Annotated in this window: 24 protein-coding genes; 15 read left to right on the forward strand and 9 right to left on the reverse strand. The window is 73.1% G+C overall.

Annotated features, from left to right (window positions below):
* Positions 1–25: 25 nt before the first annotated feature.
* Both dnaE and ACTEI_RS08245 read left to right on the forward strand, forming a co-directional pair.
* A complete protein-coding gene (gene dnaE, locus ACTEI_RS08240; protein WP_122977100.1) occupies positions 26–3,559 on the forward strand; it encodes a DNA polymerase III subunit alpha in 3,534 nt (1,177 codons plus the stop codon).
* 32 nt (positions 3,560–3,591) lie between these two features.
* The gene (locus ACTEI_RS08245; protein ID WP_239082246.1) at positions 3,592–4,350 is read left to right on the forward strand and encodes a hypothetical protein; all 759 of its coding nucleotides are present in this window, start codon (positions 3,592–3,594) and stop codon (positions 4,348–4,350) included.
* Here the strand turns inward: ACTEI_RS08245 and ACTEI_RS08250 are convergent.
* A complete protein-coding gene (locus tag ACTEI_RS08250; protein ID WP_122977101.1) occupies positions 4,265–4,972 on the reverse strand; it encodes an LON peptidase substrate-binding domain-containing protein in 708 nt (235 codons plus the stop codon). The genes ACTEI_RS08245 and ACTEI_RS08250 overlap by 86 nt on opposite strands.
* 109 nt (positions 4,973–5,081) lie before the next feature.
* On the opposite strand from ACTEI_RS08250, the gene hisD reads away from it, so the two are divergent.
* The 7 genes from hisD to hisF are packed head-to-tail and all read left to right on the forward strand — an operon-like array spanning position 5,082 to position 10,501.
* Positions 5,082–6,389, forward strand: coding sequence for a histidinol dehydrogenase (gene hisD, locus ACTEI_RS08255; RefSeq protein ID WP_122977102.1), 1,308 nt, complete (start codon positions 5,082–5,084; stop codon positions 6,387–6,389).
* Positions 6,386–7,459, forward strand: a complete 1,074-nt coding sequence (locus tag ACTEI_RS08260) for a histidinol-phosphate transaminase (RefSeq protein WP_122977103.1) — start codon at positions 6,386–6,388, stop codon at positions 7,457–7,459. Before hisD ends, ACTEI_RS08260 begins: the two co-directional genes overlap by 4 nt.
* Positions 7,456–8,067: an imidazoleglycerol-phosphate dehydratase HisB gene (gene hisB / locus ACTEI_RS08265; protein ID WP_122977104.1), complete on the forward strand. Its 612-nt coding sequence runs from the start codon at positions 7,456–7,458 to the stop codon at positions 8,065–8,067. The genes ACTEI_RS08260 and hisB overlap by 4 nt, the downstream gene beginning before the upstream one ends.
* Positions 8,067–8,693: an imidazole glycerol phosphate synthase subunit HisH gene (gene hisH, locus ACTEI_RS08270; RefSeq protein ID WP_122977105.1), complete on the forward strand. Its 627-nt coding sequence runs from the start codon at positions 8,067–8,069 to the stop codon at positions 8,691–8,693. The genes hisB and hisH overlap by 1 nt, the downstream gene beginning before the upstream one ends.
* Entirely contained in the window at positions 8,690–9,010 is a 321-nt protein-coding gene (locus tag ACTEI_RS08275; protein WP_122977106.1) for a hypothetical protein, read from the forward strand. The genes hisH and ACTEI_RS08275 overlap by 4 nt, the downstream gene beginning before the upstream one ends.
* Before the next feature lie 13 nt (positions 9,011–9,023).
* Complete coding sequence (priA, locus tag ACTEI_RS08280) at positions 9,024–9,743, forward strand: bifunctional 1-(5-phosphoribosyl)-5-((5-phosphoribosylamino)methylideneamino)imidazole-4-carboxamide isomerase/phosphoribosylanthranilate isomerase PriA (RefSeq protein ID WP_122977107.1); 720 nt, start codon at positions 9,024–9,026, stop codon at positions 9,741–9,743.
* Entirely contained in the window at positions 9,740–10,501 is a 762-nt protein-coding gene (gene hisF, locus ACTEI_RS08285; protein WP_122977108.1) for an imidazole glycerol phosphate synthase subunit HisF, read from the forward strand. Before priA ends, hisF begins: the two co-directional genes overlap by 4 nt.
* Positions 10,502–10,612: 111 nt before the next feature.
* Here the strand turns inward: hisF and ACTEI_RS08290 are convergent, their stop codons facing one another.
* On the reverse strand, positions 10,613–11,041 hold the full coding sequence (locus ACTEI_RS08290; RefSeq protein WP_122977109.1) for a hypothetical protein: 429 nt from the start codon (positions 11,039–11,041) through the stop codon (positions 10,613–10,615).
* 132 nt (positions 11,042–11,173) lie between these two features.
* Positions 11,174–11,797: a membrane protein YczE gene (gene yczE, locus ACTEI_RS08295; RefSeq protein ID WP_122977110.1), complete on the reverse strand. Its 624-nt coding sequence runs from the start codon at positions 11,795–11,797 to the stop codon at positions 11,174–11,176.
* Between the two features lie 58 nt (positions 11,798–11,855).
* Here yczE and yczR point away from each other — a divergent pair, with 58 nt between their 5' ends.
* Positions 11,856–13,307, forward strand: a complete 1,452-nt coding sequence (gene yczR / locus ACTEI_RS08300) for a MocR-like transcription factor YczR (RefSeq protein ID WP_122977111.1) — start codon at positions 11,856–11,858, stop codon at positions 13,305–13,307.
* Here the strand turns inward: yczR and ACTEI_RS08305 are convergent.
* Both ACTEI_RS08305 and ACTEI_RS08310 read right to left on the reverse strand, forming a co-directional pair.
* The gene (locus ACTEI_RS08305; protein WP_122977112.1) at positions 13,304–13,642 is read right to left on the reverse strand and encodes a VOC family protein; all 339 of its coding nucleotides are present in this window, start codon (positions 13,640–13,642) and stop codon (positions 13,304–13,306) included. The genes yczR and ACTEI_RS08305 overlap by 4 nt on opposite strands.
* A 100-nt stretch (positions 13,643–13,742) precedes the next feature.
* Entirely contained in the window at positions 13,743–15,566 is a 1,824-nt protein-coding gene (locus tag ACTEI_RS08310; protein WP_122977113.1) for an AMP-dependent synthetase/ligase, read from the reverse strand.
* Positions 15,567–15,691: 125 nt separating this feature from the next.
* On the opposite strand from ACTEI_RS08310, the gene ACTEI_RS08315 reads away from it, so the two are divergent.
* Positions 15,692–16,570 carry a PfkB family carbohydrate kinase gene (locus ACTEI_RS08315; protein WP_122977114.1) on the forward strand — a complete coding sequence of 293 codons (879 nt, stop codon included), beginning with the start codon at positions 15,692–15,694 and terminating at the stop codon, positions 16,568–16,570.
* Here ACTEI_RS08315 and ACTEI_RS08320 read toward each other — a convergent pair.
* On the reverse strand, positions 16,551–16,820 hold the full coding sequence (locus ACTEI_RS08320) for a hypothetical protein (protein ID WP_122977115.1): 270 nt from the start codon (positions 16,818–16,820) through the stop codon (positions 16,551–16,553). The two genes, ACTEI_RS08315 and ACTEI_RS08320, sit on opposite strands and share 20 nt — an antisense overlap.
* Positions 16,821–16,916: 96 nt before the next feature.
* On the opposite strand from ACTEI_RS08320, the gene pdxR reads away from it, so the two are divergent.
* Complete coding sequence (gene pdxR, locus ACTEI_RS08325; protein ID WP_122977116.1) at positions 16,917–18,305, forward strand: MocR-like pyridoxine biosynthesis transcription factor PdxR; 1,389 nt, start codon at positions 16,917–16,919, stop codon at positions 18,303–18,305.
* On the opposite strand, the gene ACTEI_RS08330 is transcribed toward pdxR, so the two are convergent.
* Both ACTEI_RS08330 and ACTEI_RS08335 read right to left on the reverse strand, forming a co-directional pair.
* Positions 18,186–19,529 carry an APC family permease gene (locus ACTEI_RS08330; protein ID WP_122977117.1) on the reverse strand — a complete coding sequence of 448 codons (1,344 nt, stop codon included), beginning with the start codon at positions 19,527–19,529 and terminating at the stop codon, positions 18,186–18,188. The genes pdxR and ACTEI_RS08330 overlap by 120 nt on opposite strands.
* Positions 19,530–19,727: 198 nt before the next feature.
* Positions 19,728–20,354: a TIGR03085 family metal-binding protein gene (locus ACTEI_RS08335; protein WP_122977118.1), complete on the reverse strand. Its 627-nt coding sequence runs from the start codon at positions 20,352–20,354 to the stop codon at positions 19,728–19,730.
* Positions 20,355–20,640: 286 nt separating this feature from the next.
* Between ACTEI_RS08335 and ACTEI_RS08340 the strand changes: the two genes are divergently transcribed.
* Both ACTEI_RS08340 and ACTEI_RS08345 read left to right on the forward strand, forming a co-directional pair.
* The gene (locus tag ACTEI_RS08340; protein WP_187645894.1) at positions 20,641–22,413 is read left to right on the forward strand and encodes an ABC transporter ATP-binding protein; all 1,773 of its coding nucleotides are present in this window, start codon (positions 20,641–20,643) and stop codon (positions 22,411–22,413) included.
* On the forward strand, positions 22,410–24,173 hold the full coding sequence (locus ACTEI_RS08345) for an ABC transporter ATP-binding protein (protein WP_122977119.1): 1,764 nt from the start codon (positions 22,410–22,412) through the stop codon (positions 24,171–24,173). Before ACTEI_RS08340 ends, ACTEI_RS08345 begins: the two co-directional genes overlap by 4 nt.
* Positions 24,174–24,176: 3 nt before the next feature.
* Here ACTEI_RS08345 and rpsD read toward each other — a convergent pair whose 3' ends face one another.
* Positions 24,177–24,785: a 30S ribosomal protein S4 gene (gene rpsD / locus ACTEI_RS08350; RefSeq protein WP_122977120.1), complete on the reverse strand. Its 609-nt coding sequence runs from the start codon at positions 24,783–24,785 to the stop codon at positions 24,177–24,179.
* A 70-nt stretch (positions 24,786–24,855) separates the two neighbouring features.
* On the opposite strand from rpsD, the gene ACTEI_RS08355 reads away from it, so the two are divergent.
* Positions 24,856–25,578, forward strand: a complete 723-nt coding sequence (locus ACTEI_RS08355) for a DUF2470 domain-containing protein (protein WP_122981994.1) — start codon at positions 24,856–24,858, stop codon at positions 25,576–25,578.
* Positions 25,579–25,785 lie beyond the last annotated feature (207 nt).

Below are 25,785 nucleotides of genomic sequence, written 5' to 3' on the forward strand. Positions count from 1 at the left end.
TCCGCCAACAGAAGAGGGGGCCCGGGTGTCTGACTCCTTCGTGCACCTGCACGTTCACACCGAGTATTCGATGCTCGACGGAGCGGCCCGGGTGAAGGAGCTCATCGCCGAGGCGAAACGCCTGGGGATGCCCGGCGCGGCGATCACCGACCACGGCAACATGCACGGCGCGTACGACTTCTATACGCAGGCCAAGGCCGCTGACGTGATCCCGGTGATCGGGGTCGAGGCGTACGTCGCGCCGGAGTCGCGACTGACCAAGAGCCGGATCAAGTGGGGTCGTCCGGAGCAGAAGTCGGACGACATCTCCGGTAACGGTGCGTACACGCACATGACCATGTGGGCACGCAACGCGGTCGGTCTGAAGAACCTGTTCCGGCTCAACTCGCGGGCCTCCATCGAGGGTCAGCTCGGCAAGTACCCGCGCATGGACTTCGACATCATCGCCGAGCACGCCGAGGGCATCATGGGCACCACCGGCTGCCCGTCCGGCGCCGTGCAGACCCGGCTGCGCCTGGGGCAGTTCGACGAGGCGCTCAAGTCGGCCGCGATGTACCAGGAAGCGCTCGGTAAGGACAACTACTTCCTCGAGATCATGGACCACGGTCTGGACATCGAGAAGCGGGTCCGCGACGGGCTCCTGGAGATCAGCAAGAAGCTGAACATCCCGCCGCTGGTCACCAACGACTCGCACTACACCCACGAGGAGCAGGCCGCGGCGCACGACGTGCTGCTGTGCGTGCAGACCGGCAGCAACGTGGCCGACCCGAACCGGTTCCGGTTCGACGGCTCCGGCTACTTCGTGAAGTCGGCCGACCAGATGCGCGCCGTCGACTCCTCCGACGCCTGGCAGGCCGGCTGCCGCAACACGCTGCTGGTGGCGGAGAAGGTGGACATCGACGGGATGTTCACCTTCAAGAACCTGATGCCCCGGTTCCCGATCCCGGACGGCTACACCGAGGAGGAGTACTTCCGGCACGTGGCGTTCGAGGGGCTGCGGCGGCGCTTCCCGGACGGGATCCCGGACACCCACGTCCAGCAGGCCGAGTACGAGCTCGGCGTGATCATCCAGATGGGCTTCCCGGCGTACTTCCTGGTGGTCGCCGATTTCATCCAGTGGGCCAAGAACAACGGCATCGCGGTCGGCCCGGGGCGTGGCTCGGCCGCCGGTTCGCTGGTCGCGTACGCGATGGGCATCACCGACCTGGACCCGATCCCGCACGGCCTGATCTTCGAGCGGTTCCTCAACCCCGAGCGGGTCTCGATGCCGGATGTCGACATCGACTTCGACGAGCGTCGGCGCGGTGAGGTGATCCGTTACGTGACCGAGAAGTGGGGCGAGGACCGGGTCGCCCAGATCGCGACGTTCGGCACGATCAAGGCGAAGGCGGCGATCAAGGACTCGGCCCGGGTGCTCGGGTATCCGTTCGCGGTCGGTGACCGGATCACCAAGGCCATGCCGCCGGACGTGATGGGCAAGGGCATCCCGCTCTCCGGCATCTTCGACAAGGAGCACAAGCGGTACAACGAGGCCGGGGAGATCCGCTCGCTCTACGAGACCGACCCGGACGTCAAGAAGGTGATCGACACCGCGCGCGGCATCGAGGGCCTGATCCGGCAGACCGGTGTGCACGCCGCCGGCGTGATCATGTCCGCCGAGCCGATCATCGACCACATCCCGCTGATGCGCCGGGCCACCGACGGCGTGATCATCACGCAGTTCGACTACCCGACCTGCGAGACGCTCGGCCTGCTGAAGATGGACTTCCTGGGCCTGCGGAACCTGACCATCATCGACGACGCGAACAAGAACATCGAGCTCAACCACGGCAAGCCGCTGGACCTGCTGGCCCTGCCGCTGGACGACAAGGCGGCGTACGACCTGCTGGCCCGCGGTGACACGCTGGGCGTGTTCCAGCTCGACGGCGGGCCGATGCGGTCGCTGCTGCGGCTGATGAAACCGGACAACTTCGAGGACATCTCGGCCGTCCTGGCGCTGTACCGGCCCGGCCCGATGGGCGTCGACTCGCACACCAACTACGCGCTGCGCAAGAACAAGCTCCAGGAGATCACCCCGATCCACCCGGAGCTGGAGGAGCCGCTGCGGGAGATCCTCGAACCGACGTACGGCCTGATCGTCTACCAGGAGCAGGTGCAGCGCGCCGCGCAGATCCTCGCCGGTTACTCGCTCGGCCAGGCCGACCTGCTGCGCCGGGCGATGGGCAAGAAGAAGAAGGAGATCCTCGACAAGGAGTTCATCCCGTTCCGCGACGGCTGCCGCGCGCACGGGTACTCCGACGAGGCGATCCAGGCGGTGTGGGACGTGCTGGTGCCGTTCGCCGGCTACGCGTTCAACAAGGCGCACTCCGCGGCGTACGGCCTGGTGTCGTACTGGACGGCCTACCTCAAGGCGCACTACCCGGCCGAGTACATGGCCGGCCTGCTCACCAGCGTGGGCGACGACAAGGACAAGATGGCGGTGTACCTCGCCGAGTGCCGGCGCATGGGCATCCAGGTGCTGCCGCCGGACGTGAACCAGTCGGCCGGCCCGTTCACCCCGGTCGGCGACAACATCCGGTTCGGGCTGGGCGCGGTCCGCAACGTCGGCGGCAACGTGGTGGAGGCGATCGTCCGCTGCCGCAAGGAGAAGGGCGAGTACACCGACTTCTACGACTTCCTGTCGAAGGTGGACGCGGTGGCCTGCAACAAGCGGACCATCGAATCGCTGATCAAGGCGGGCGCGTTCGACTCGATGGGGCACACCCGCAAGGGCCTGCTCGCCGTGCACGCCGAGGCGATCGACGCGTACGCCGGGGTGAAGCGGAACGAGGCGGCCGGCCAGTTCGACCTGTTCGGCGCGTTCGGCGACACCGCCGGCGGCCCGTCGGCGACGGTGGCGATGCCGACCATCGGCGACAGCGAGTGGGACAAGCGCGACAAGCTGGTCTTCGAGCGGGAGATGCTCGGCCTCTACGTCTCCGACCACCCGCTGGCCGGCCTGGAGCAGGTGCTGCAGAGCAACGCGGACATCAGCATCGCCGCGCTGAGCGAGGACGGCTCGGTGCAGGACGGCCAGGTGGTGACGATCGCCGGCATCCTGACCGGGGTGCAGCGCCGGATCACCAAGCAGGGCCGGGCGTGGGCCTCGGCCACCGTCGAGGACCTCGCCGGCGGCGTGGAGACGCTGTTCTTCCCGAACACCTACGAGCTGGTCGGGCAGTACATCGCCGAGGACGCGATCGTGGTGGTCAAGGGCCGGGTGGACCGGCGCGACGACACCCCGCGGATCATGGCGATGGACATGTCCATCCCTGACATCTCACACAACCCGGACAGCAAGCCGGTGGTGCTGACCATGCCGTTCACCCGGGTCACCCCGCCGCTGGTCGACGAGCTGAAAGACATCCTGAGCAGCCACCCCGGCGACACCGAGGTGCACGTCCACCTGCAACGCGGCAAGGCGACCGAGGTCTGGCGGCTGCTCACTCCGCGGGTCGCGGCGACGCCCGCGCTGCGCGCCGATCTCAAGATGATCCTCGGCCCCGCGGCTGTGGCCTGAGGCCGCGCCGGCGGATCTGGGAGGATCAGAGGGTGCAACCCGAGGAACAGCCGGAAGTCGTCGAGCAGCCGGCGGCGCCGATCGAGCATCCGGCGGCGCGCCCGCCGTGGTGGCGGCTGCAGCAGGGGCCGCGCCGGCCGTGGCGGCGGGTGCTGGGCGTCGCGTTCGGCAGCGGCGCGGTGGTCGCCGTGCTCGGCGTCCCGCTCGGGCTGCTGTGGCACGCGCTCGCGCCGGGTGTGCCGGTGATCGACGCCGGGGACAACGGTCTGGTGGTCAACGACCCGTCGCCGGAGCAGTACATCGCCGCGGACGGCTGGATGACCCTGCTCGGGATCGGCTTCGGCCTGCTCGTGGCGATCACCGCCTGGCTGGTGCTGCGCCGGGACCGGGGGCCGGCGCTGATGCTCGGTGTGGTGATCGGCGCCGGGGTGGCCGCGCAGGGGGTGGCGGCGCCGCTCGGCGAGATGTTCGGCCGCGACGCGTACGACCACTGGCGGGCCACCGCCGCGCAGGGCGCGACCTATCTCGCGCCGGCGGAGCTGCACTCGATCGGGCCGACGCTGGTCCCGGCGTTCGTCGCGGCGATCGTGCTGACCCTGCTGGCCGGCTGGTCGAACGACCCGGATCTCGATCACCCGGGTGCGCAGCCCGGTTACGGCCCCAACCACGGGCAGTACGACGACGCCTACCCGGCTTACCACCCGGTCAGTTCGGGCTGGCCGGCCGGGCCAGATCCGACAGCGGCACCGGCACCGCCCGCACCCGGGCCAGCAGACCGGCCTCGCGGTTGAGCAGCCGCAGCTCGGCGCGCAGCCGGGTGGTGGTGTCCGGCGCGGCCAGTAGCAGGTGCCGCTCCTCCAGGGTGAGCTGGGCGGTCGCCGCGACCAGGTGGGACAGCACGGTGGCGTCGTCGGGCACCTGATCGAGGATCTCCGCGTTCGGCCGGAGCAGCTCCAGGTAGTGCTGGAACGCGGTGAGCACGCGTGGCTTGAGCAGCTCGGCGGTGGCATCCGGCAGCTGGTCGTCGGGCAGCCACTCGACCCGGGCGGTCAGGTAGGGCTCCTCGCCCTGCGCGACGTCGAGGATCCGGAAGCGGCGGCGGCCCACCGTCATGATGTCGAACCGGCCGTCCGGCAGCTCGGTCACGTGGCGCAGCTCGGCGGTGCAGCCGACCTCGAACAGATCGGCGGCGCCGACCGGCGCGGACGCCGGGGCCGGGCCGTCGCCGGGCTCGGGCGCGACCTCGCTGCCGTGCCGGAGGGTGACCACGCCGAACTCGCTCGGCGGCTCGGCCGGCCGGGCCGCCAGCTCCCGTACCAGAGCGCGGTAACGCTCCTCGAAGATGTGCAGGGGCAGCACCAGGCCGGGGAAGAGCACCGTGCTCAGCGGGAAGACCGGCAGCCGATCGCTCACGCGTTCAGACTAGCCGTCCGCTGACCTTGGTCAACCCGTCGGCGTCTCAACGCCTGGGCCCGGGTATCGCGGTGGTCGGACCCTGCGGAGGGCACCCTAGACTGGGCATGTGCTGAATCGGATCGACCTGCGCGGCTCCCGCCGGGACCCGCGCGGTCTGCTGCCCCGTGCCCAGCTCGACGTCTCCGTGGCCGTCGAGAGGATTCGTCCCGTCGTCGAGGCGGTCCATCAGCATGGGTTCACCGCGATCCGGGAGGCGACCGAGAGGTTCGACGGGATCCGGCTGGAGCGCCTGCGGGTGCCGGCCGAGGCCATCGCGGCCGCCGCCGAGACGCTCGACCCGCAGGTCCGCGCCGCCCTGCTGGAAGCGATCAAGCGGGCCCGCAAGGTGCACGCCGACCAGCGCCGCACCGACGTCACCACCCGGGTGGTGGACGGCGGCACGGTCACCGAGCGCTGGGTGCCGGTGCGCCGGGTCGGGCTGTACGTGCCCGGCGGCCTCGCCGTCTATCCGTCCACCGTGGTCATGAACGTGGTCCCGGCCCAGGAGGCCGGCGTCGAGGGCCTGGTGGTGGCCAGCCCGCCGCAGGCGGCGAACGGCGGCCTGCCGGACTCCCGGGTGCTGGCCGCGTGCGCGCTGCTCGGCGTCACCGAGGTCTACGGGGTCGGCGGCGCCCAGGCGATCGCCATGCTGGGCCACGGCTCCTCCGGCGCTGACGAGACCGACGGCTGCGAGCCGGTCGACGTGATCACCGGGCCGGGCAACATCTGGGTCACCGCGGCCAAACGGCTGCTGCGCGGCGTGGTCGGCATCGACGCCGAGGCCGGCCCGACCGAGATCGCCATCCTGGCCGACGAGACCGCCGACCCGCGGCACGTCGCGGCCGACCTGATCAGCCAGGCCGAGCACGACCCGCTGGCCGCCAGCGTGCTGGTCACCGACTCGGAGCCGCTCGTCGCGGCGGTCGAGGCCGAGCTGGCCACCCAGGTCCCGGCCACCAAGCACGAGGAGCGGGTGCGTACCGCGCTGACCGGCGAGCAGTCGGGCGTGGTGCTGGTCGACGACCTGGAGCAGGGGCTCGCGGTGGTCGACGCGTACGCGGCCGAGCACCTGGAGATCCAGACCCGGGACGCGCGGGAGTGGGCGATGCGGGTGCGCAACGCCGGCGCGATCTTCGTGGGCGCCTGGTCGCCGGTGTCGCTGGGCGACTACGCGGCCGGCTCCAACCACGTGCTGCCGACCGGCGGGTGCGCCCGGCACTCGTCCGGGCTGTCGGTGCAGTCGTTCCTGCGCGGCATCCACGTCGTGGAGTACGACGAGGCGGCGCTGCGCGACGTGGCGGGGCACGTGGTGGCCCTGGCCGACGCGGAGGACCTGCCGGCCCACGGTGACGCGATCAAGGCGAGGTTCCGGTGACCGCGATCGACGATCTGCCGATCCGCGACGATCTGCGCGGCAAGTCGCCGTACGGCGCTCCGCAACTCGACGTCGACGTCCGGCTGAACACCAACGAGAACTCGTACCCGGTGCCCGACGACGTGGTGGAGGCGATCGGCAAGGCCGTCCAGGCCGAGCTGCGCGACCTGAACCGCTACCCGGACCGGGACGCCGTCGCGCTGCGCGCCGAGCTGGCGGGCTACCTGGGTCACGGGCTGACCACGGCGCAGGTGTGGGCCGCCAACGGGTCGAACGAGGTGCAGCAGCAGCTGCTCCAGGCGTTCGGCGGTCCGGGTCGCACCGCGCTCGGCTTCGGCCCGTCGTACTCGATGCACCCGCTGCTGGCGCAGGGCACCGGCACCCGCTGGATCGGCGCGCTGCGCGACCCGGACTTCGGCCTGCGCCCCGAGGCCGCAGTCGCGCAGATCGAGGAGCACGACCCCGACCTGGTCTTCGTCTGCTCGCCGAACAACCCGACCGGCACCGCGCTGGACCCCGCCGTGATCGACGCGGTGCTCTCCGCGGCGCGCGGCATGGTGGTCGTCGACGAGGCGTACACCGAGTTCGCCCGGCCCGGCACGGCGAGCGCGCTGACGTGGCTGCCCGCTCACCCGCGCCTGGTGGTGAGCCGGACGATGAGCAAGGCGTTCGGCTTCGCCGGCGGCCGGCTCGGCTACCTGGCCGCCGACCCGGCCGTGGTGGACGCGGTGCAGCTGGTCCGCCTGCCGTACCACCTTTCCACGCTCACCCAGGCCGCGGCGCGCGCGGCGGTCGCACACCGCGACTCGCTGCTCGCCACCGTCGCGGCGATCAAGGAGCAGCGCGACCGGATCGTCACCACGCTGCGCGGGCGCGGCGTCCGGGTGGCCGATTCGGACGCCAACTTCGTGCTGTTCCGGACCGGCGACGACCAGCGGGCCGCCTGGCAGGCGTTCCTCGACCGGGGCGTGCTGATCCGGGACGTGGGCCTGGCCGGCTGGCTGCGGGTCACCGCCGGCACCGAGTCCGAGACTTCCGCATTCCTGAACGCCGCCGAGGAGATCCTGTGAGCCGGACAGCGCGGATCGAGCGCGTCACCAACGAGACCAAGGTGCTGGTCGAGATCGACCTCGACGGCACCGGCAAGGGCGACCTGAGCACCGGGGTCGGCTTCTACGACCACATGCTCAACCAGCTCGCCAAGCACGGCGGGTTCGACCTGACCGTGCGGACCGAGGGTGACCTGGAGATCGACTCGCACCACACCATGGAGGACACCGCGATCGCTCTCGGTGAGGCGTTCGCCAACGCGCTCGGCGACAAGCGCGGCATCCGGCGGTACGGCTCGGCCACCATCCCGATGGACGAGGTGCTGGTCCGGGCGGCCGTCGACCTCTCCGGCCGGCCCTACGTGGTGCACGACGAGCCGCTGCTCACGCCGTACATCGGGCCGGTCTACGCGACCAGCATGACCCGGCACATCTTCGAGGCGTTCGGGCACGCGGCCAAGGTCACCCTGCACGTCGACGTGCTGCGGGCCTGCCGTCCGGGCGGCCACCCGGACGCCCACCACGTGGTGGAGGCGCAGTTCAAGGCGTTCTCCCGGGCGCTGCGCGAGGCGGTCGAGATCGAGCAGCGCTTCGCCGGGGCGCTGCCCTCCACCAAGGGCGTGCTCTGATGGCCAAGCGGGTGGTGATCCTCGACTACGGCTCGGGGAACCTGCGCAGCGCCGAGCGCGCGGTGGCGCGTACCGGGGTGGACGTCACCGTGACGAGCGACCTGGACGCGGCGGCCGCCGCCGACGGCCTGGTCGTGCCCGGCGTCGGCGCCTACGCCGCGTGCATGGCCGGGATCGAGGAGCTGGGCGCCGGCCCGGTGATCGCCGAGCGGGTCGCCGCGGATCGCCCGGTGCTCGGCATCTGCGTCGGCATGCAGGTGCTGTTCGAGTCCGGGGTGGAGCACGGCGTGGAGACCAAGGGGCTGGGGCTGCTGCCCGGCTCGGTCACCCGGCTGGACGCGGTCCGGATCCCGCACATGGGGTGGAACACCGTCACGGTGCCGGCCGGCTCGCGGCTGCTGGCCGGGCTGGCCGGGGACACCCGGTTCTACTTCGTCCACTCGTACGCCGCCCAGGACCTGGACGCGCTGGCCGGCGCCGGCGCCCGGGTCACCACCGCGGCGCACGACCGGCCGTTCGCGGCCGCGGTGGAGCTCGGCTCGCTCAGCGCCGCGCAGTTCCACCCGGAGAAGTCCGCCGACGCCGGGTATGCGCTGCTGAGCAACTGGGCGCACACCCTTCCGTGAGCAAGGAACGCGCGCGACGGCGAGCCGAACGGCTCGCCGTCCTGGAACGCGAGAAGGCGGCCCGCGCCCGGAAGGTGGCCCGCCGGCAGCGGCGCCGTGCCCTGTTGAAGAAGCTCACGCTGCCGACCATCGGCAGTCCCGGCCGGCTGTACCGCCGCAGCCGGGCGCAGCGGATCGGCATCGTGGTCGTCCCGCTGCTCGCCGTCGCCGCGGTCTGGGTGTTCGTCCCGGACCCGGCGCTGCGCGTCCTGCTCACCGCACTGCTCGTCCTCGCCGCGCCGGCCCTGGTCGTCGTGGTGCTGGGCCGCCGCTCATAGGGAGAAGATCCACGTGACACTGCAACTGCTGCCCGCCGTCGACGTCGCGGACGGTCAGGCGGTCCGCCTGGTCCAGGGCGCCGCGGGCTCGGAGACCGCCTACGGAGACCCGCTGGAGGCCGCTCTGGCCTGGCAGAACGACGGCGCCGAGTGGATCCACCTGGTGGACCTGGACGCCGCGTTCGGCCGCGGCTCGAACGCCGACCTGCTCGCCCGCGTGGTGGCCCAGCTGGACGTGAAGGTGGAGCTCTCCGGGGGGATCCGCGACGACGAGTCGCTGACCCGGGCGCTGGCCACCGGCGCCCAGCGGGTGAACATCGGCACCGCCGCGCTGGAGGACCCGCAGTGGTGCGACCGGATCTGCGGCGAGTACGGCGACCGCGTCGCCATCGGCCTGGACGTGCGCGGCCGCACCCTGTCCGCGCGCGGCTGGACCCGCGACGGCGGCGACCTGTACGAGGTGCTGGCCCGCCTGGACAAAGCCGGCGCGTCTCGGTATGTGGTCACCGACATCACCAAGGACGGCACCATGCGCGGCCCGAACCTGGACCTGCTGCGTGAGGTGTGCGCCGCCACCGACCGGCCGGTGATCGCCAGCGGTGGCGTCTCCACCCTGGACGATCTGCGCGCGCTGGCCACCCTGGAGCCGATCGGGGTGGAGGGCGTGATCGCGGGCAAGGCGCTGTACGCCGGCGCCTTCACCGTCCGCGAGGCCCTCGAGGCGCTGGCATGACGGTCGCGGTGCGGGTCATCCCCTGCCTGGACGTGGACGCCGGGCGGGTGGTGAAGGGCGTCAACTTCGTCGACCTGCGGGACGCCGGCGATCCGGTGGATCTGGCCGCGGCCTACGACGCGGCCGGCGCCGACGAGCTGACCTTCCTCGACGTGACCGCCTCGTCCGACGACCGGGGCACCATGCTCGACGTGGTGCGGCGTACCGCCGAGACGGTGTTCATCCCGCTCACCGTGGGCGGCGGGGTGCGCTCGGCGGAGAACGTGGACGTCCTGCTGCGCGCCGGCGCCGACAAGGTCGGGGTGAACACCGCCGCGATCAACCGGCCGGAGCTGATCCGGGAGATCGCCGAGCGGTTCGGCAACCAGGTGCTGGTGCTGTCCCTGGACGTGCGCCGGGCGGCGGGGCAGCCGTCCGGCTGGGAGGTCACCACGCACGGTGGGCGGCGCAGCGCCGGGCTGGACGCGGTGGAGTGGGCGGCCCGGGTCGCCGAGCTGGGCGCCGGCGAGATCCTGCTGAACTCGATGGACGCCGACGGCACCAAGGCCGGTTTCGATCTGGAGCTGATCCGCGCGGTGCGTGCCGCCGTGGACATCCCGGTGATCGCCAGCGGCGGCGCCGGCGCGGTCGAGCACTTCCCGCCGGCGATCGAGGCGGGCGCGGACGCGGTGCTGGCGGCCAGCGTGTTCCACTTCGGCGAGCTGACCATCGGCGAGGTCAAGGAAACCCTGCGCGGCGCCGGCCAGCCGGTCCGCTGACGATTTCCCGTACGACCGGCGGAGTCCCGCCCGCAGGCTCGCGCCACGCCACGCCACGCCACGCCCCGTGCCGTCCCGCCGGGCCGGGGCGGGCGTACCGGAGCCGCCCGGTCAGCGGCCGTCGGCCAGCCGCAGGCTGTACTCCCGGACGGCGGCCGTGTAGGTGGCCTCGTCCAGGCTCCAATCCGTCCAGCCGGGTTCGGCGGCCCGGTTGAGCTGCGCCTGCAGGGTCATCACCGCGGACGACAGGCCGCTGAACGGCCGCGTCCGCCACAGCTGCTCACCGGCCGGGGCGACCTCGATCACGTCGTCCGCCACGGTGATCAGGCCGGCGCCGGCCAGCCGCCGGACCGCCTCCTCGAGGTCGGCGCGGCTCGGCACGCCGTGGTGCAGGAAGTCGGCGGCGGCCAGCAGATCGGCGAGCGTCGCTCCGGTCATCGGCAACGCGGCGTGCAGCGCGCGGTCGCGCTCCAGTCGCTCGGCGATGACCGCGGAGACGAAGATCCACGCGTCGTTCCAGTTCCAGTCACCGTCCCCCATGTCGCCATGATGCCGTGCCGTCGGCACGGCGGGAAGCGATTGTGTCCGGATGATCACCGGCCGATGACGCCTCGCAAAGCCGGATTCTCCCGCCTTTCCCTGGCATAGCGGACACATCGGGGTTGCTCTGTCTCAGCGTGCGGGCACCGCGTCGGCGTGCGGCGGCCGAGCGTGCGCGGCGACCGTCAACCGGGGCAGGAACAGGTGCGTGAGCGGGCCGATCGCCAGCGCGTACGCGATCGTGCCGACCCCGGCCGTGCCGCCCAGCAGCATCCCGGCGCCGAGCACCAGCAGCTCGATCCCGGTCCGGACGACCCGCAGCGGCACCCTCGGGAACCGCGCGGCCAGCCCGGTCATCAGGCCGTCCCGGGGTCCGGGCCCCATCCGGCTGCCGATGTAGAGCCCCGTCGCGAAACCGTTCAGCAGGATGCCGCCGACCAGGTAGCCGACCCGGGCCGCGATCGTCGTGCCGGCCGGCAGCGCGGCCAGCGCGACGTCCGCGGTGAGGCCGACGAGCACCAGGTTGGCCACCGTGCCGACGCCGGGCCGCTGCCGCAGCGGGATCCACAGCAGCAGCACCGGGATGCCGGTCAGCAGCACCACCCAGCCGAAGCTGATCCCGGTCACCTCGGAGAGGCCCTGGTGGAGCACGTCCCACGGGTTGAGGCCGAGCCCGGACTCCACCATCAGCGCGACGCTGCCGCCGTAGAGGACCAGACCGAGCAGGAGGCGGGTGACGCGTTGAACCAAGATCATGTGGCCACTCTTGATGCCAATTCGGCGGTGTTAAAGTGCCAATCGCCGGGAGGTGGCTATGACAACGTCGGTTCGTGGGGACCAATTGGCTCGATTGCTCGGCCGGTGGCATTCGCTGCCGGGCCGGCACCGCAGCCCCGACTACGCCGCGCTCGCCGCCGCGGTGCGCGGGCTGCTCGCCGACGGGCGGCTCGCCCTCGGGGTGCGGCTGCCGGCCGAACGGGAGCTGGCCGAGTCGCTCGGGGTCAGCCGGACCACGGTGTCCGCGGCGTACCGGGCGCTGCGCGAGACCGGTCACCTGACCAGCCGCCGCGGCGCCGGCAGCTGGACCACCCTGCCCACCGGGCACCGGGTGGCCACCTCCGGCCTGTGGACCCCGGACGACGACCTCGACATGATCGACATGGGGGTGGCCGCCTCGGCCGCTCCGGTCGAGCTGGTGCCGGCCGCCCGCGCCGCCGCCGACGACCTGCCACGCTACCTGGGCAGCGCGGGATACCACCCGACCGGCCTGCCGGAGCTGCGTGACGCGGTGGCGGCCGCCTACACCGCCCGCGGCGTGCCCACCTGCGCCGAGCAGATCCTCGTCACCAGCGGCACCCAGCAGGCCCTCGACCTGGTGCTGCGGCTCAGTGTCCCGGCCGGCGCGCCGGTGCTCGTGGAGACCCCGACCTACCCGAACGCGCTGGCCGCGCTCTCCGCCCGGCGGGCCCGGATCAGCACGCACGGCATGGACACCGCGACCGGCTGGGACGGGGAGATGCTGCTCGGCGCGCTGCGGCAGACCCGGCCGCGGCTGGCATACATGATCCCGGAATTCCACAACCCGACCGGCCACCTGATGCCGGCCGAGCTGCGCGAGCGGATGGTGGCCGCCGCGCACGCCGGTGGCACCGAGCTGGTGGTCGACGAGTCCTTCGTGGACCTGCCGCTGGACGATCCGCAGATGCCGCCGCCGGTGGCGGTCTTCGATCGGCACTCCCGGGTGATGTCGATCGGCGGGATGAGCAAACCGTACTGGGGTGGCCTGCGGATCGGCTGGGTGCGCGCGTCGGCACCGATGGTGCAGCGGCTGGCCGCCATCCGGGTCGGTGTGGACATGGCCAGCCCGGTGCTGGAGCAGCTGGTCGCCGTGCACCTGCTGCGTCTGGCCCCGGAGATCGTCGAGGCCCGCCGCGCGCAGCTGCGGTTCCGCCGCGACGCGCTGGTCACCGCGCTGCGCGAGCAGCTGCCGGAGTGGCGGTTCTTCGTCCCGGGCGGCGGGGTGACGCTCTGGGTGGAGCTGGACGGGCCGATCTCCAGCGCGCTGTCCAGGGCCGCGGAGGACGTCGGCGTGCGGCTGGCGCCGGGACCGCGGTTCGGTCTGGACGGCACGCTGGAACGGTTCCTGCGGCTGCCGTTCACCCTGGCCGCCGACGACCTCACCGAGGCCGTCCGCCGGATCGCCTCGGTGCGGCATGATCTGGATCGGGCGCCCCGCCCGTGGCGCAGCCCCGCGGTGATCGCCTAGGGCGCGCTCTGGAACAGGCCGAGCAGGTTGCCGTCGGCGTCACGCACCGTCGCGGTGAGGGCGCCGCCGCCGACGTCGTGGACCGCGCGCTCCTCGGTGGCGCCGGCCGCGACCAGGGTGGCCAGCGCGGCGGCGATGTCCTCGACGTGCCAGTAGACGACCGGGCCGGCCGCGACGTCGCCGTGCGGGTCGAGGCCCAGCTCGGGGCCGCCCTGCGGGCGGAAGCCGACGTAGTACGGCTGGTCGACGTAGGGCGGCGTGGCCAGCAGTTCGGCGTAGAGGGCCTTGGCGGCGTCCAGGTCCTTGACCGGGACGGTGATCGTACGGATCGGCATGTGCTCAACGTATGACGAGCACTCCCGGTCCGTACCGGAAAACCGGCCGAACGCCGGAGAGCCGCCTCCCCAGGGGCGGCGGCTCTCCGGTCGGAATCGGTCAGATCTGGGCGAGCGAGCCCTCGTACATCCGGTTGATCTGCTCGGCGAAGTTCGTCTCGACGCTGCGCCGCTTGATCTTCATGGACGGGGTGATCTCACCGGCCTCGATGCTCAGGTCGCGCGGCAGGATGGTGAACCTCTTGACCGTCTCCCACCGGTTGAGCTTGCTGTTCAGCTCGGCGAGGTACCCCTCGACCAGCGCGTGCGTCTCCGGGGCGGCGACGATCTCGGCGTAGCTCTTGCCGGCGAGCGGACCGCCGGCCGCCCAGGCCGCGATGGCGTCCTCGTCCAGCGAGATCAGCATGGTGACGAAGTTGCGGGACTGACCGATCACGATCGCCTGCGACGTGTACGGGCAGACCGCCTTGAACGCGCCCTCGATCGCGCTCGGCGCGATGAACTTGCCGCCGGACGTCTTGACCAGGTCCTTCTTGCGATCGGTGATGGTCAGGAAGCCGTCCGCGTCCAGCTCGCCGATGTCGCCGGTGCGCAGGAAGCCGTCCTCGGTGAACGCCTCCGTGGTGGCCTCCGGCAGGTTGTGGTAGCCACGCATCACCGGCGCGCCGCGCATCAGCACCTCGCCGTCGGCGTCGATGCGGACCTCCAGGTCGCCGATCGCCTCACCGACCGTGCCGATCTTGAGGCGGCCGTGGCGGTTGACGAAGTTCGCCGCGCAGGCCTCGGTCATCCCGTAGCCCTCCAGGATCGGCAGGTTCGCCGCCGCGAAGAACTCGGCGATGTCCCGGCTCAGCGCGGCCGAGCCGCTGACCAGCACGCGCAACCGGCCGCCCAGCCGGTCCTGCAGCTTCTTGAAGACCAGGCGCTCGGCGACCGCGTAACGCGCCCGCAGCGCCGCGCCGACCGGCTTGCCGGCCTGCTCCAGCGCGACCTTCTGCTTGCCGGTGGCCACCGCCCACGTGAAGATCTTGGCTTTCAGCCCGCCGCCGGCCAGGCCGCTGGTCACCGTCTTGTTGTAGACCTTCTCGAAGATCCGCGGGGCGGCGCACATCAGCGTCGGCCGGACCGACCCGAGCTTGTCGACCAGCTTGTCCACCCGGCCGTCGACGTAGGTCGGGACGCCGACGTGCAGGATGCCGCAGAGCAGCGTCTTGCCGAAGGCGTGCGACATCGGCAGCCACAGGTAGTGCAGGTCGGTGGGGGAGAACAGCCCCAGGTGGTCCTGGGCCACGCCCTCCCAGGTCCAGCCGCGGTGCAGCAGCTCGACGCCCTTGGGCCGGCCGGTGGTGCCGGAGGTGTAGATCAGCGTGGCGACGTGCTCCGGACCGAGCTGGGCCACCACGTCGTCGATCAGGCTCGGGGTGCGCCGCAGCGCGGCGGCGCCCAGCTCCTCCAGCTCGGCCAGGGTGATCTGCGGCGGGGTGGCGCCGGCATCGGCCGGGCCGTCGATCAGCACCACCTTGGTCACGCTGGTCTCCGCGCCGGCGATCTTCAACGCCTGCTTCGGGTTCTCCGCGATCAGCACCTTCGACCCGGAGTCGGCCACGATGAACGTGGTGTCCTCCGGCTCGGTCGTCGGGTAGACCGTGGTGGCGGCGGCGCCGGCCACGTTGATGCCGAGATCGGCCAGCACCCACTCCAGCCGGGTGCCGGACAGGATGGCCACCCGGTCCTCCAGGCCGACGCCGAGCTCGCGCAGCCCGGCCCCGATGGCTGTGGCCCGCTCACCCACCTGGCGCCAGGTCAACCAGTCCATGCCGGTGTCGGTGGCGTCGGGGCCCGCGAACGCCGGCGCGTCCGGGGTCTTCGCCACCCGCTGGAAGAGCATGTCCGGGATCGACCGGTAGGGAACCTCTAGAGCCATCAGGCGCCGCCTTAAACCTGAACGGGGGGACGTAACGTCAGTGTTACCGCAGAGTAATGCGCGGGCGGTGACACGGCTAGAGTGCCCCGACAACTGGCGTCAATCCTAGTCGTTACCTTGTCGGCATGACTTTCGTGGTGATCGGCGGGACCGGTGTCGACACCGTGGTACCGGTGGCCGGCCTGCCGGTGACCGGCGCCGACTCGGCCCGCCCGCGCGGCCCGATCGAGGACCGTGTCGCGCACACCGGCGTCTGCGTCGCGCTCGGGCTGCGCGCGCTGGGCGAATCGGTGGTGGTCGTCGACACGGTCGGGGACGACGAGCCGGGCCGGCGGGTGACCGCGGCGTTCCGCGAGTGGGGCATCCCGCTGCGGGCCGCGCCGGCCCCGGCCGGGACCCGGCGGGCGGTCAACCTGATGAGCCCGGACGGGCGGCGGCTGTCCCTGTACGACGGCCGGGACGTCCCCGGCTACCGGCTTGCGCGGCGGTGGTACACACCGCTGCCGCCCGGGACCCGCCACGTGCACGTCACCATCATGGACTGGGCCCGGCACCTGCTGCCCGAGCTGCGCGCGGCGGGCGTGACGGTCTCCACCGACCTGCACGACTGGGACGGGGAAAATCCGTACCACCGGGACTTCGCCCTCGGCGCCGACCTGGTGTTCGTCAGCGCGGTGCAGCTCGCCCCCGGCGCGGCCGGCCGGATCCTCGCCGAGGGGGTGGCCTCGCGGGTCGTGGTGACGCACGGCGCCGGTGGGGCGGACCTGGTCACCCGGGACGGCACGGCGCACCGGGACGCGGTGGACCCGGGAGCGCCGATCGTGGACACCAACGGGGCCGGGGACGCGTTCGCCGCCGCCTTCCTGGCCGCCTGGACGGCCGGGCGCGGCGACGGCGACTGTCTCACCGACGGGGTGATCGCCGGGGGGTACGCCTGCACCCGACCGGTCGGCGCGGACTCCTTCGTCACCCGGGCGGAACTTCTCAGCCGGCGCCCCCGCTGAGCAGCGCGACGCCGCTGCCCGGGGTCAGCAGCGACACGCCGCTGCCGGGCTCCAGCAGGGACACGCCGCTGCCGGGCTCCAGCAGGGACACGCCGCCGCCGGGGTTCAGCAGCGAGACGCCGCCCGGATGTGGCCGGGACGCCTCGGGGCCCTTGGCCGCGGCCGCCGCCGGGCCGGCCGCCAGGAATGCGGCGCCCGCCGCCACGGCCAGCACCACCGCTGCCCGGAATCCACCACGCCGGATCGCCATGCCGATCTCCTCCGCTCCCCGCTGAATGCTCCGGCCTGAGCGTAAGCGCACGGTCACGAGCTCCGGCTATATCGGATTGTCTATACCGTCGGGGCCGTGGATCTGGTGATCGAGGCCGGCGCGGGCTCCGGCGGGACGACGGCGGCGGTGTACCGGGCGTTGCGGGCGGCCATCGTGGACGGGCGGCTGCCGGCCGGGCACCGGTTGCCGGCCAGCCGGGCGCTCGCCGCCGACCTGGGCGTGTCGCGCGGCAGCGTGGCCGGGGCGTACGAGCGGCTGGTGGCCGAGGGGCACCTGACCGCCCGGGTCGGCGCCGGGACGTTCGTGGCCCCGACCCGCTCGCCGCGGCAGGCGCCGCGATCGGTTCCGGACCCGCTGCGCCCGCGCGCCGGGTGGACCTTCGCGCCGGTGCCGACCAGCGGGGCGCAGCCGCCGCCACGGTACGACTTCCGGGTCGGCATCCCGGACGCGCGGCTGTTCCCGTTCGACACCTGGCGCCGGATGGTCACGGCGGAGCTGCGGCTGCGTGCCCACGGCCCGGGGACGTACGCCGATCCGTACGGCCATCCGGCCCTGCGCGCCGCGATCGCCCGCTACCTGGGCTACGCCCGCTCACTGCCGGCCACCGCCGACGACGTGCTGGTCACCAACAGCGCCCAGCACGCGCTCGACCTGATCGGCCGGGTGCTGCTGCGCCCCGGCGACGTGGTGGCGGTCGAGGAGCCCGGCTACCCGCCGGCCCGTGACCTGTTTCTGTCGCTCGGCGCCCGGGTGACCGGGGTGCCGGTGGACGAGCACGGCCTGGTCGTGGACCGGCTGCCGGCACACGCCCGGATCGTCTACGTCACCCCGTCGCACCAGTTCCCGCTCGGCCCGGTGCTCAGCCTGGACCGGCGCCGGCAGCTGCTGGACTGGGCGCGGCGGCGGCAGAGCGCGATCGTCGAGGACGACTACGACAGCGAGTTCCGGTTCGGCGCCCGGCCGCTGGAGCCGCTGCGCGCGCTGGACCGCTGCGGGCGGGTGCTCTACGTGGGGACGTTTTCCAAGATCATGCTGCCGGCCGTCCGTACCGGCTTCCTGCTCACCCCGCCCGCGCTGCGCCCGGCGCTGGCCGCGGCCCGGCAGCTCGGCGACGGACACGGCCACCTGGCGACGCAGGCCGCCCTGGCCCGGTTCATCGACGAGGGCCAGCTGGCCCGGCACGTGCGCCGGGCCCGCCGGGAGTACGCCGCCCGGCACGCCCGGATCGTCGCCGCCCTGCGCCGGATGCCGCGGCTGACGGTGCTGCCCTCGGCGGCCGGGCTGCACGTGACCGCGCTGCTGCGCGGACCCGCCGACATCTTCGCCGAGGCCACGGCGCGTGGCCTAGCGATCGAGGACCTGCCCCGGTACGGCGGCGACCGGCCGGGTATCGTCCTGGGCTTCGGGGCGGTCGATCCGGTCACCGTCGACGAGGGGCTGGCGGTCCTGGCCGGGCTCCTCTGACGCCGCCCGGCGGTTCCGGCCCGGCCGCTTCGACACCGCCTGGTAGATCAGCGCGCCGGCGGCGAAGACCAGGCTCAGCAGCGCCGGCGGCCCGTTCAGCCAGAGCAGCACGCTGACCGCCACGAACGCCACCCCGGCCACCACCCGCGACCAGCCGCGCGGCAGCAGGCGCAGGGCCGCCGCCGTGCCCAGCACGTAGACCAGCGTGAAGCAGCCGGTCACCAGCAGCGTCGAGGTGTGCAGGCCGATCGGCAGCAGCGCGCACCCGATGCTGGCGGCGAAGATGAAGCTGAGGGAGCGGCGCCGGCCCCCGAACACCCGGGCCGGCAGCGCGCCGTCCCGGGCCAGCGCCGCCCCGAGCCGGCTGGCCCCGGCGAAGTACGCGTTCACCGCGCCGAGCGTGAGCACCACCGCGACCACCGCGGTGAGCGTGCGGACCGGACCGCCCAGGCCGATCGCCAGCAGGTCGGCCAGCGGCGCCCGGCTGCCGGCCAGCGCCGGGCCCAGGGCGAGCACGCTGACCGCGGCCACCGCCAGATAGAGGACACCGACCACGGCGACCGCGATCAGCGTGGCGCGGGGCACGTCCCGGCGCGGGTCGCGGTACTCCGCCGACAGCGAGGAGAGCGCCTCCCAGCCGGCGAACCCCCAGACCAGGATGGCCGCCGCGGCGCCCACCCCGGACCAGCCGTGCGGGGCGAACGGGGTCAGGTTGGCCCGGTCCAGGTGCGGCAGCGCGGCCAGCACGGTCAGCACCAGCAGGGCGGCCAGGGCGCCGGTGAGCACCAGCTGGACCCGGCCGGAGACGCGCAGGCCGAACCAGTTCATCGCGTACGCCACCGCGACGACGGCGAGGAAGGTGAGCAGTTCGGCGGCGCGGCCGCCGCCGAACGCGTCCGCGACGTACCCGCCGGTGAACGCGGCGGCGACCGGCGCGCCCAGCGGCACCGCGAAGTAGAAGCACCAGCCGACCGCGGCGGCGGCCCGCCGGCCGAAGGCCATTCCGGCGTACGTGGCCACCCCGCCGCCGTCCGGGTACCGCGCGCCGAGCGCGGCGAACGTCCAGGCCAGCGGCGCGGAGAGCAGGATCAGGGCGAGCCAGGCGAGCAGCGCGGCCGGGCCGGCGGCCGCGGCGGCCAGCGCGGGCATGGAGATCAGGCCGGTGCCCAGGACGGCGCCGATGGAGAGCGCGGCGCCCTGGGCGATGGAGAGTCGGGCGGTCATGACACCGAACCCTAGATCGACAATGGCCCGGGCGTCCGGTCCAATCCGGCCCGGATTGGCTGGTCCAATCCGGGCCGCCGGGCAACCTCCGGCCGGACCGTCGGAAACCCAGGTCGGCGCCGCGCCGCCGTTCGGTCACCGCCGAGTCGTCAAAAACCCAGCTTGGCGCCGCGCCGCCGTTCGGTCACCGCCGGGTCGTCAAAAACCCAGCTTGGCGCCGCGCAGCCGCTCGGTCACCGCCGGGTCGCCGTCGATCCGCACCCGGGCGGCCCGCTGCCGGCCGGAGAAGAACAGCACCAGTTCCCCGGCGTCGCCGGTGATCCGCACCTGCGGCGCCGGGCCGGTGCGCACCGGCGGGAAGCCGGTCGCGGTCACCTCGCCGGGCACGCCGAGCCGGCGCAGCGCCAGCCGGGAGGTCAGCCGGGCGCTGCGCCACAGCGCGGCCTGGTGCCCGGCCGCCAGCACCCGTGGCTCCCACCGCTGGGCGGCGCGCCGCACGTCCTCGTGGTGGATGAAGAACTCCATGGTGTTGGCCAGCCCGTCGAACAGCGGGTTGCTCACCGGGCTCCACACCGGAGGCCGGCGCACCTGATCGATCAGCTCCGGGTACGGCAGCGCCGCCCGGGCCAGCCGCACCCGCTCGCCGTAGGCGTGCAGCGCGGGAACGAACATGCCGGCCGCCGCGTCCGGGCGGCGCTCCCGGATCACCAGGTGGGCGGCCAGGTCCCGGGTGGTCCAGCCGGCACACAGCGTCGGCGCGTCCGGACCCTCGCTCAGCAGCAGGTCGGCGAGCGACTGGCGCTCCCGGCGGGCGTAGTCGTTCATCGCCCGATGGTATGCAGGATCACCGGCTCCCGGTAACCGGCGCGAGCGCGCGTCGCGCCCCGCCCGGCACCGTGCCGCTCGCGGCCGCGCCCCGCTCATCGATCGTCATGCGGCGGGCAGCCTAGCCGCCCGGACCCGGATCCGCTGTCCGATTCCCGCGCCGGCGCCCGCGTCCGCGGTGTAATCGTGACCACAAGGTAAACAGTGGGGCGGACGGCCATCGGTTCGGCAGGATGGACCGGTAAGGCCGGACCCACCGGCTAACACTTACCAGTCAGGTAGGAATGTGAGCAGCAGGGCCAGCCGCGACGTGCTGGGACGCGGTCTGCGGGTGCTCGGCCACGCGATCCGCACGGAGCCACGCCTCTTCACCGTGGGCGCGATCGGCAGCAGCCTCTTCGGCCTGCTGATCATTGCGAACTCGTACGTCGTGGGGTGGGTCGTCGGCCACGTCGTCGAGCCGGCGTTCGCCTCGCGGCGGGTCGATGCCGCCGACCTCGCGCTGGTCGCCGCCACCTTCCTGGGGATCAGCGGCCTGCGCGTCGCGAGCATCTTCGGCCGGCGCCTCGGCGCCGGGTTCATGCAGTTCCGGCTCCAGGCGCGGTACCGCAGCGCGGTCACCCGGCGCTACCTCTCGCTCCCGCCGGCCTGGCACCAGCGGCACGCCACCGGCACCCTGCTCTCCAACGCGAACTCCGACGTGGAGGCCACCTGGGTGCCGATCGCCCCGCTGCCGTTCGCGGTGGGCACCATCGTGATGCTGATCGCCGCGCTGGTCTCGCTGTTCGTCACCGACTGGGTGCTCGGACTCGTCGGCGCCACCCTGTTCCCGGCGCTGTTCGGGCTCAACCTGGTCTACTCGCGCCGGATGTCGCCGCGGCAGATCCGGGCGCAGCAGACCCGGGCCAAGGTCAGCGCGGTCGCGCACGAGAGCTTCGACGGCGCGCTGGTGGTCAAGACGATGGGCCGGGAGGCCGACGAGTCACGCCGCTTCCGGGTCTTCGTCGACGAGCTGCGCGACTCGCTGGTCGCGGTGGGCCGGCTGCGCGGCCTGTTCGACCCGCTGATGGACAGCCTGCCCAGCCTCGGCACCCTGGCCGTGCTGCTGCTCGGCGCCTGGCGGCTGCGCAACGGCGCGATCGAGGTGGCCGACCTGGTCAGCGTGGCGTTCCTGTTCACCGTGCTGGCCTTCCCGGTGCGCGCGATCGGCTGGGTGGTCGCCGAGCTGCCGCGCAGCGTGGCCGGCTGGGACCGGGTGCAGGCGGTGCTCGGCGCCGAGGGCGAGCTCGCCTACGGCGAGGGCACGCTGCCCGGCGCCGGGCCGGCCGAGCTGCGCTTCGACCGGGTCTGCTACCGGTACGCCGAGGGCCCGCAGGTCCTGCAGGACGTCAGCTTCACCGTGCCGGCCGGCCGGACCGTGGCCCTGGTCGGCGCGACCGGCTCGGGCAAGTCGACCATCGCCTCGCTCGCCGTCCGCCTGGTCGACCCGGAGTCCGGCACGGTCGGCGTGGACGGCGTGAAACTGCCCGACCTGTCGCTCGCCGCGCTGGCCGGAGCGACCGCGCTGGTCCCGCAGGTGCCGTTCGTCTTCGACGACACGATCCGCGGCAACATCGCCCTGGACCGGCCGGGCATCGACGACGGCGCGGTCCGCGCGGCGCTCGCCCTGGCCCAGGCCGACCGGTTCGTCGACGGCCTGCCGGACGGCCTGGACACCGCGGTCGGCGAGCGCGGCACCTCGCTCTCCGGCGGGCAGCGCCAGCGGCTCACCCTGGCCCGGGCGCTGGCCGGCCGGCCCCGGCTGCTGGTGCTCGACGACGCCACCAGCGCGGTGGACCCGCGCGTGGAGGCGGCCATCCTGGGCGCGCTGCGCGGGGCGGACGCCGGAGCGTCGGTCCTGGTGGTGGCGTACCGGCGGGCCACCATCGCGCTCGCCGACGAGGTGGTCTACCTGGAACGCGGGCGGGTCGCGGCGACCGGCACGCACACCGAGCTGATGGCCACCCAGCCGGGTTACCGGGACCTGGTCACGGCGTACGAGAAGGCGGAGCACGGATGAGTGGCGACGGCACCCTGGCCACCATCCGGCGCGGGCTGGCGCTCTCCCCGGAGCTGCGCGCCGGGCTGGGCGGCACGATCGTGCTGGCCGTGCTGCAGATGGCCGGCCGGGTCGCCGTGCCGATCGCCGTGCAGCAGGGCATCGACCACGGCATCCGGGCGGCCGGCGGCCCGGACCTGGGCGTGGTGCTGCGGATCGTCGCGGTCACCCTGTGCGCGCTGCTGATCTCCACCCTGTGCGGCTACCTGATGACCCGCCGGCTGTTCACGGTCAGCGAGACCGCGCTGGGCGGGCTGCGGTCACGGACCTTCCGGCACATCCACGACCTGTCCATGCTGCACCAGCAGTCCGAGCGGCGCGGCTCGATGGTGTCCCGGGTGACCAGCGACGTCGACCAGATATCGCAGTTCCTGCAGACCGGCGGCGTGCAGCTGCTGCTCGCCTCCGGCCAGCTGCTGGTCTCGGCCGCGGTGATGTTCGTCTACTCCTGGCAGCTGGCGCTGGTGGTGCTGATCGCGTTCGGCCCGGCGGTCGGGGTGATCCGGCTGTTCCAGAAGCGGCTGGCGGCGGTCTACCGGGCGGTCCGCGAACGCACCGGGGTGATGCTGGGCGCCATCGCGGAGAGCGTGGTCGGCGCCACGGTGATCCGGTCGTACGGGGTGGCCGGGCGTACCCAGGCCCGGCTGGACACCTCGATCCAGGATCTGCGGGTGGCCCAGCAGCGGGCCCTGCGGACCAGCGTGACCAGCTTCTCCAGCGGCGAGATCGGCGCCGGGCTGGCGATGGCCGGAGTGGTGGTGGCCGGGGTCTGGCTGGGCGCCGGCGGCGGGCTCACCGTCGGCCGGCTGACCGCGTTCCTGTTCCTGGTCACCCTCTTCATCCAGCCGGTGCAGATCGCCACCGACATGCTCAACGAGGCGCAGAACGCGGTGGCCGGCTGGCGCCGGATCCTCGACGTGCTGGACGTCGAGCCGGACGTCGCCGACCCCGACGAGCGTGGCGTGCCGCTGCCCGAGGGGCCGCTGTCGGTGCGCTTCGCCGACGTGTCGTTCCGCTATCCGGGTGGCCCGGTCGTGCTCTCCGGGGTCGACCTGACGCTCGCGGCCCGGCGCAGGTATGCGGTGGTGGGCGAGACCGGCAGCGGCAAGACCACCTTCGCCAAGCTGCTCACCCGGCTGATGGACCCGGTCCACGGTGAGGTGCTGCTGTCGGGCACGCCGCTGACCTCGGTGCGGTTCTCCTCGCTGCGGTCGCGGGTGGTGATGGTGCCGCAGGACGGTTTCCTGTTCGACGCCACGGTGGCGGAGAACATCCGTTTCGCCGAGCCGTCGCTCACCGACGAGCAGCTGCTGGCGGCGTTCGCCGAGCTGGGACTGGCGGACTGGCTGGCCGGCCTGCCGGCGGGGCCGCAGACCCCGGTGGGGGAGCGCGGGGAGGCGCTCAGCGTGGGCGAGCGGCAGCTGGTGGCGCTGGTCCGGGCGTACGTCGCCGACCCCGACCTGCTGGTGCTCGACGAGGCGACCAGCGCGGTCGACCCGGCCACCGAGGTGCGCCTGCAGCACGCGCTGGACCTGGTCACCCGCGGCCGGACCACGGTCGCGATCGCGCACCGGCTGTCCACCGCGCAGTCCGCGGACGAGGTGATCGTGGTCGACGCGGGCCGCGTCGTGCAACGCGGCCCGCACGCCGAGCTCGTCGCGCAGGAGGGTTCGGTCTACGCCCGGCTCTACGCCAGCTGGCTGGAGCAGACCAGGAGCTGAGGACTACCGCGCGTAGAACTCGACGACCAGCTGTTCGTCGCAGAGCACCGGGATCTCGGAGCGCTGCGGGGCCCGCAGCACGGTGGTGCGCAGCTCTTCGAGCGCGGTGGACAGGTACGGCGCGGTCGGCCCGTCGACGTGCGCGCCGGTCGCCGCGATCTGGAACGGCGGCTTCTGCCGGCTCGACTCGCGCACCTCGACGACCTGGCCCGGCTTGAGCTTGTAGCCGGGCCGGTCCACCTTCTTGCCGTCCACCGTGAAGTGACCGTGGACGACGAGCTGGCGGGCCTGGTAGATGGTGCGGGCCAGCCCGGCACGGAACACCGTCGCGTCCAGACGCCGCTCCAGCAGCGCCACCATGGTCTCGCCGGTCTTGCCCTCGGCCTGGTGGGCGGCGTCGTACGCGGCCCGCATCTGGACCTCGCTGATGTTGTACTGGTGCCGCAGGCGCTGCTTCTCCAGCAGCCGGACCTGGTAGTCCGAGGTCTTGCGCCGGCCACGGCCGTGCACGCCGGGTGGGAACGGCCGCCGCTCGAAGTACTTCACGCACTTGCGGGTCAGCGGGATGCCGAGCGCCCGGGAGAGCTTGGCCTTGGGTCGCGAGTTGTTCACGCTGGATCTCCTGTTACGGTTAGCCTTGCCTAACTTAGGTAAGCCTAACCGGTGCCCGGAGGTGCTCATCATGCAACCCAGTCCCGCCGAGATCGCGCGTACTCTCGCCGCCGGTCACCTGCCCGCCGTCGCCCACATCGCCTGCCACCCCGGGCCGCTCCCGGTCCGGCACGTCACCGACGCGCAGGGCCGCCCGCTGCTGCTCGTGCCGGTCGAGGCCGCCCTGTCCACGGCGCTGCGCCCGCAGGCCGGCAACGACGACACCGCGCTGGTGCTGGACATCCGGGACGTTCCGCCGATGTCCTCGTCGCCGTCGCTGGGCCGGGTCTGGGTCTCCGGCTGGGCGACCCGGTTGACCGGCGACCAGGCGCGTGCCGCCGCGCTCGACTACGCCGACACCGACGCGTGCGGTGACCTGCTCGACGTCGGCGACAGCCAGGCGCTGTACCGGATGGACGTCGCCGAGGTCCGCTTCGAGCGCACCGAGAACCTCGTCGAGATCGACCCGGACGACTACGCCGAGGCCACCCCGGACCCGCTGCGCGCCGTGGAGTTCGACCTCATCGCCGACCTGGCCGACCACCACGTGGCGCAGATGAGCGACTACGTGCGCCGCCAGCTCGGCCCGGCCGCCCGTCCGGACGACGACCCGCGCGTGGTCCGCCTGGACCGGTACGGCTTCGTGGTCCGGATGGGCGCCCGCAGCGCCCGCCTGGCGTTCCCCCGGCCGGTGCGTGACCGCCACGATCTGGCGCACCTGCTGCACCCGATCCTCTGCCGCCGCTGCGCCTGAGGGCCGGGCCGGCTGCGCTTCGCGCCACGGCAGAACGCCCGGTGACCGGCGTTCTGCGGGGTGAAGGGCTCCGTGGCGGTTCGACTTCCGCGCGGTCCGATCTCGGGGCTCCCGCTCCCTCCTTCTGCCGCCGTCGGGTGAGGGAGCCCCGTCCGCCCTGCTTGCCGGTGCCGCGGTGAGCGGGGCAGCGACGAGGGCGGGCGGCCC

It is taken from the genome of Actinoplanes teichomyceticus ATCC 31121 (assembly GCF_003711105.1).
In the GTDB taxonomy this organism is placed as follows: domain Bacteria; phylum Actinomycetota; class Actinomycetes; order Mycobacteriales; family Micromonosporaceae; genus Actinoplanes; species Actinoplanes teichomyceticus.

Excerpts from the sequence above, each read along its gene's own strand:
- ACTEI_RS08320 (WP_122977115.1), bottom strand. The coding sequence starts at position 16,820 with ATGGCGATCCGGCGTGGTGGATTCCGGGCAGCGGTGGTGCTGGCCGTG.
- ACTEI_RS08335 (WP_122977118.1), bottom strand. The coding sequence starts at position 20,354 with ATGAACGACTACGCCCGCCGGGAGCGCCAGTCGCTCGCCGACCTGCTG.
- ACTEI_RS08330 (WP_122977117.1), bottom strand. The coding sequence starts at position 19,529 with ATGACCGCCCGACTCTCCATCGCCCAGGGCGCCGCGCTCTCCATCGGC.
- ACTEI_RS08310 (WP_122977113.1), bottom strand. The coding sequence starts at position 15,566 with ATGGCTCTAGAGGTTCCCTACCGGTCGATCCCGGACATGCTCTTCCAG.
- yczE (WP_122977110.1), bottom strand. The coding sequence starts at position 11,797 with ATGATCTTGGTTCAACGCGTCACCCGCCTCCTGCTCGGTCTGGTCCTC.
- ACTEI_RS08345 (WP_122977119.1), top strand. The coding sequence starts at position 22,410 with ATGAGTGGCGACGGCACCCTGGCCACCATCCGGCGCGGGCTGGCGCTC.
- hisF (WP_122977108.1), top strand. The coding sequence starts at position 9,740 with ATGACGGTCGCGGTGCGGGTCATCCCCTGCCTGGACGTGGACGCCGGG.
- ACTEI_RS08305 (WP_122977112.1), bottom strand. The coding sequence starts at position 13,642 with ATGCCGATCCGTACGATCACCGTCCCGGTCAAGGACCTGGACGCCGCC.
- yczR (WP_122977111.1), top strand. The coding sequence starts at position 11,856 with ATGACAACGTCGGTTCGTGGGGACCAATTGGCTCGATTGCTCGGCCGG.
- ACTEI_RS08355 (WP_122981994.1), top strand. The coding sequence starts at position 24,856 with ATGCAACCCAGTCCCGCCGAGATCGCGCGTACTCTCGCCGCCGGTCAC.
- ACTEI_RS08290 (WP_122977109.1), bottom strand. The coding sequence starts at position 11,041 with ATGGGGGACGGTGACTGGAACTGGAACGACGCGTGGATCTTCGTCTCC.
- hisH (WP_122977105.1), top strand. The coding sequence starts at position 8,067 with ATGGCCAAGCGGGTGGTGATCCTCGACTACGGCTCGGGGAACCTGCGC.
- ACTEI_RS08315 (WP_122977114.1), top strand. The coding sequence starts at position 15,692 with ATGACTTTCGTGGTGATCGGCGGGACCGGTGTCGACACCGTGGTACCG.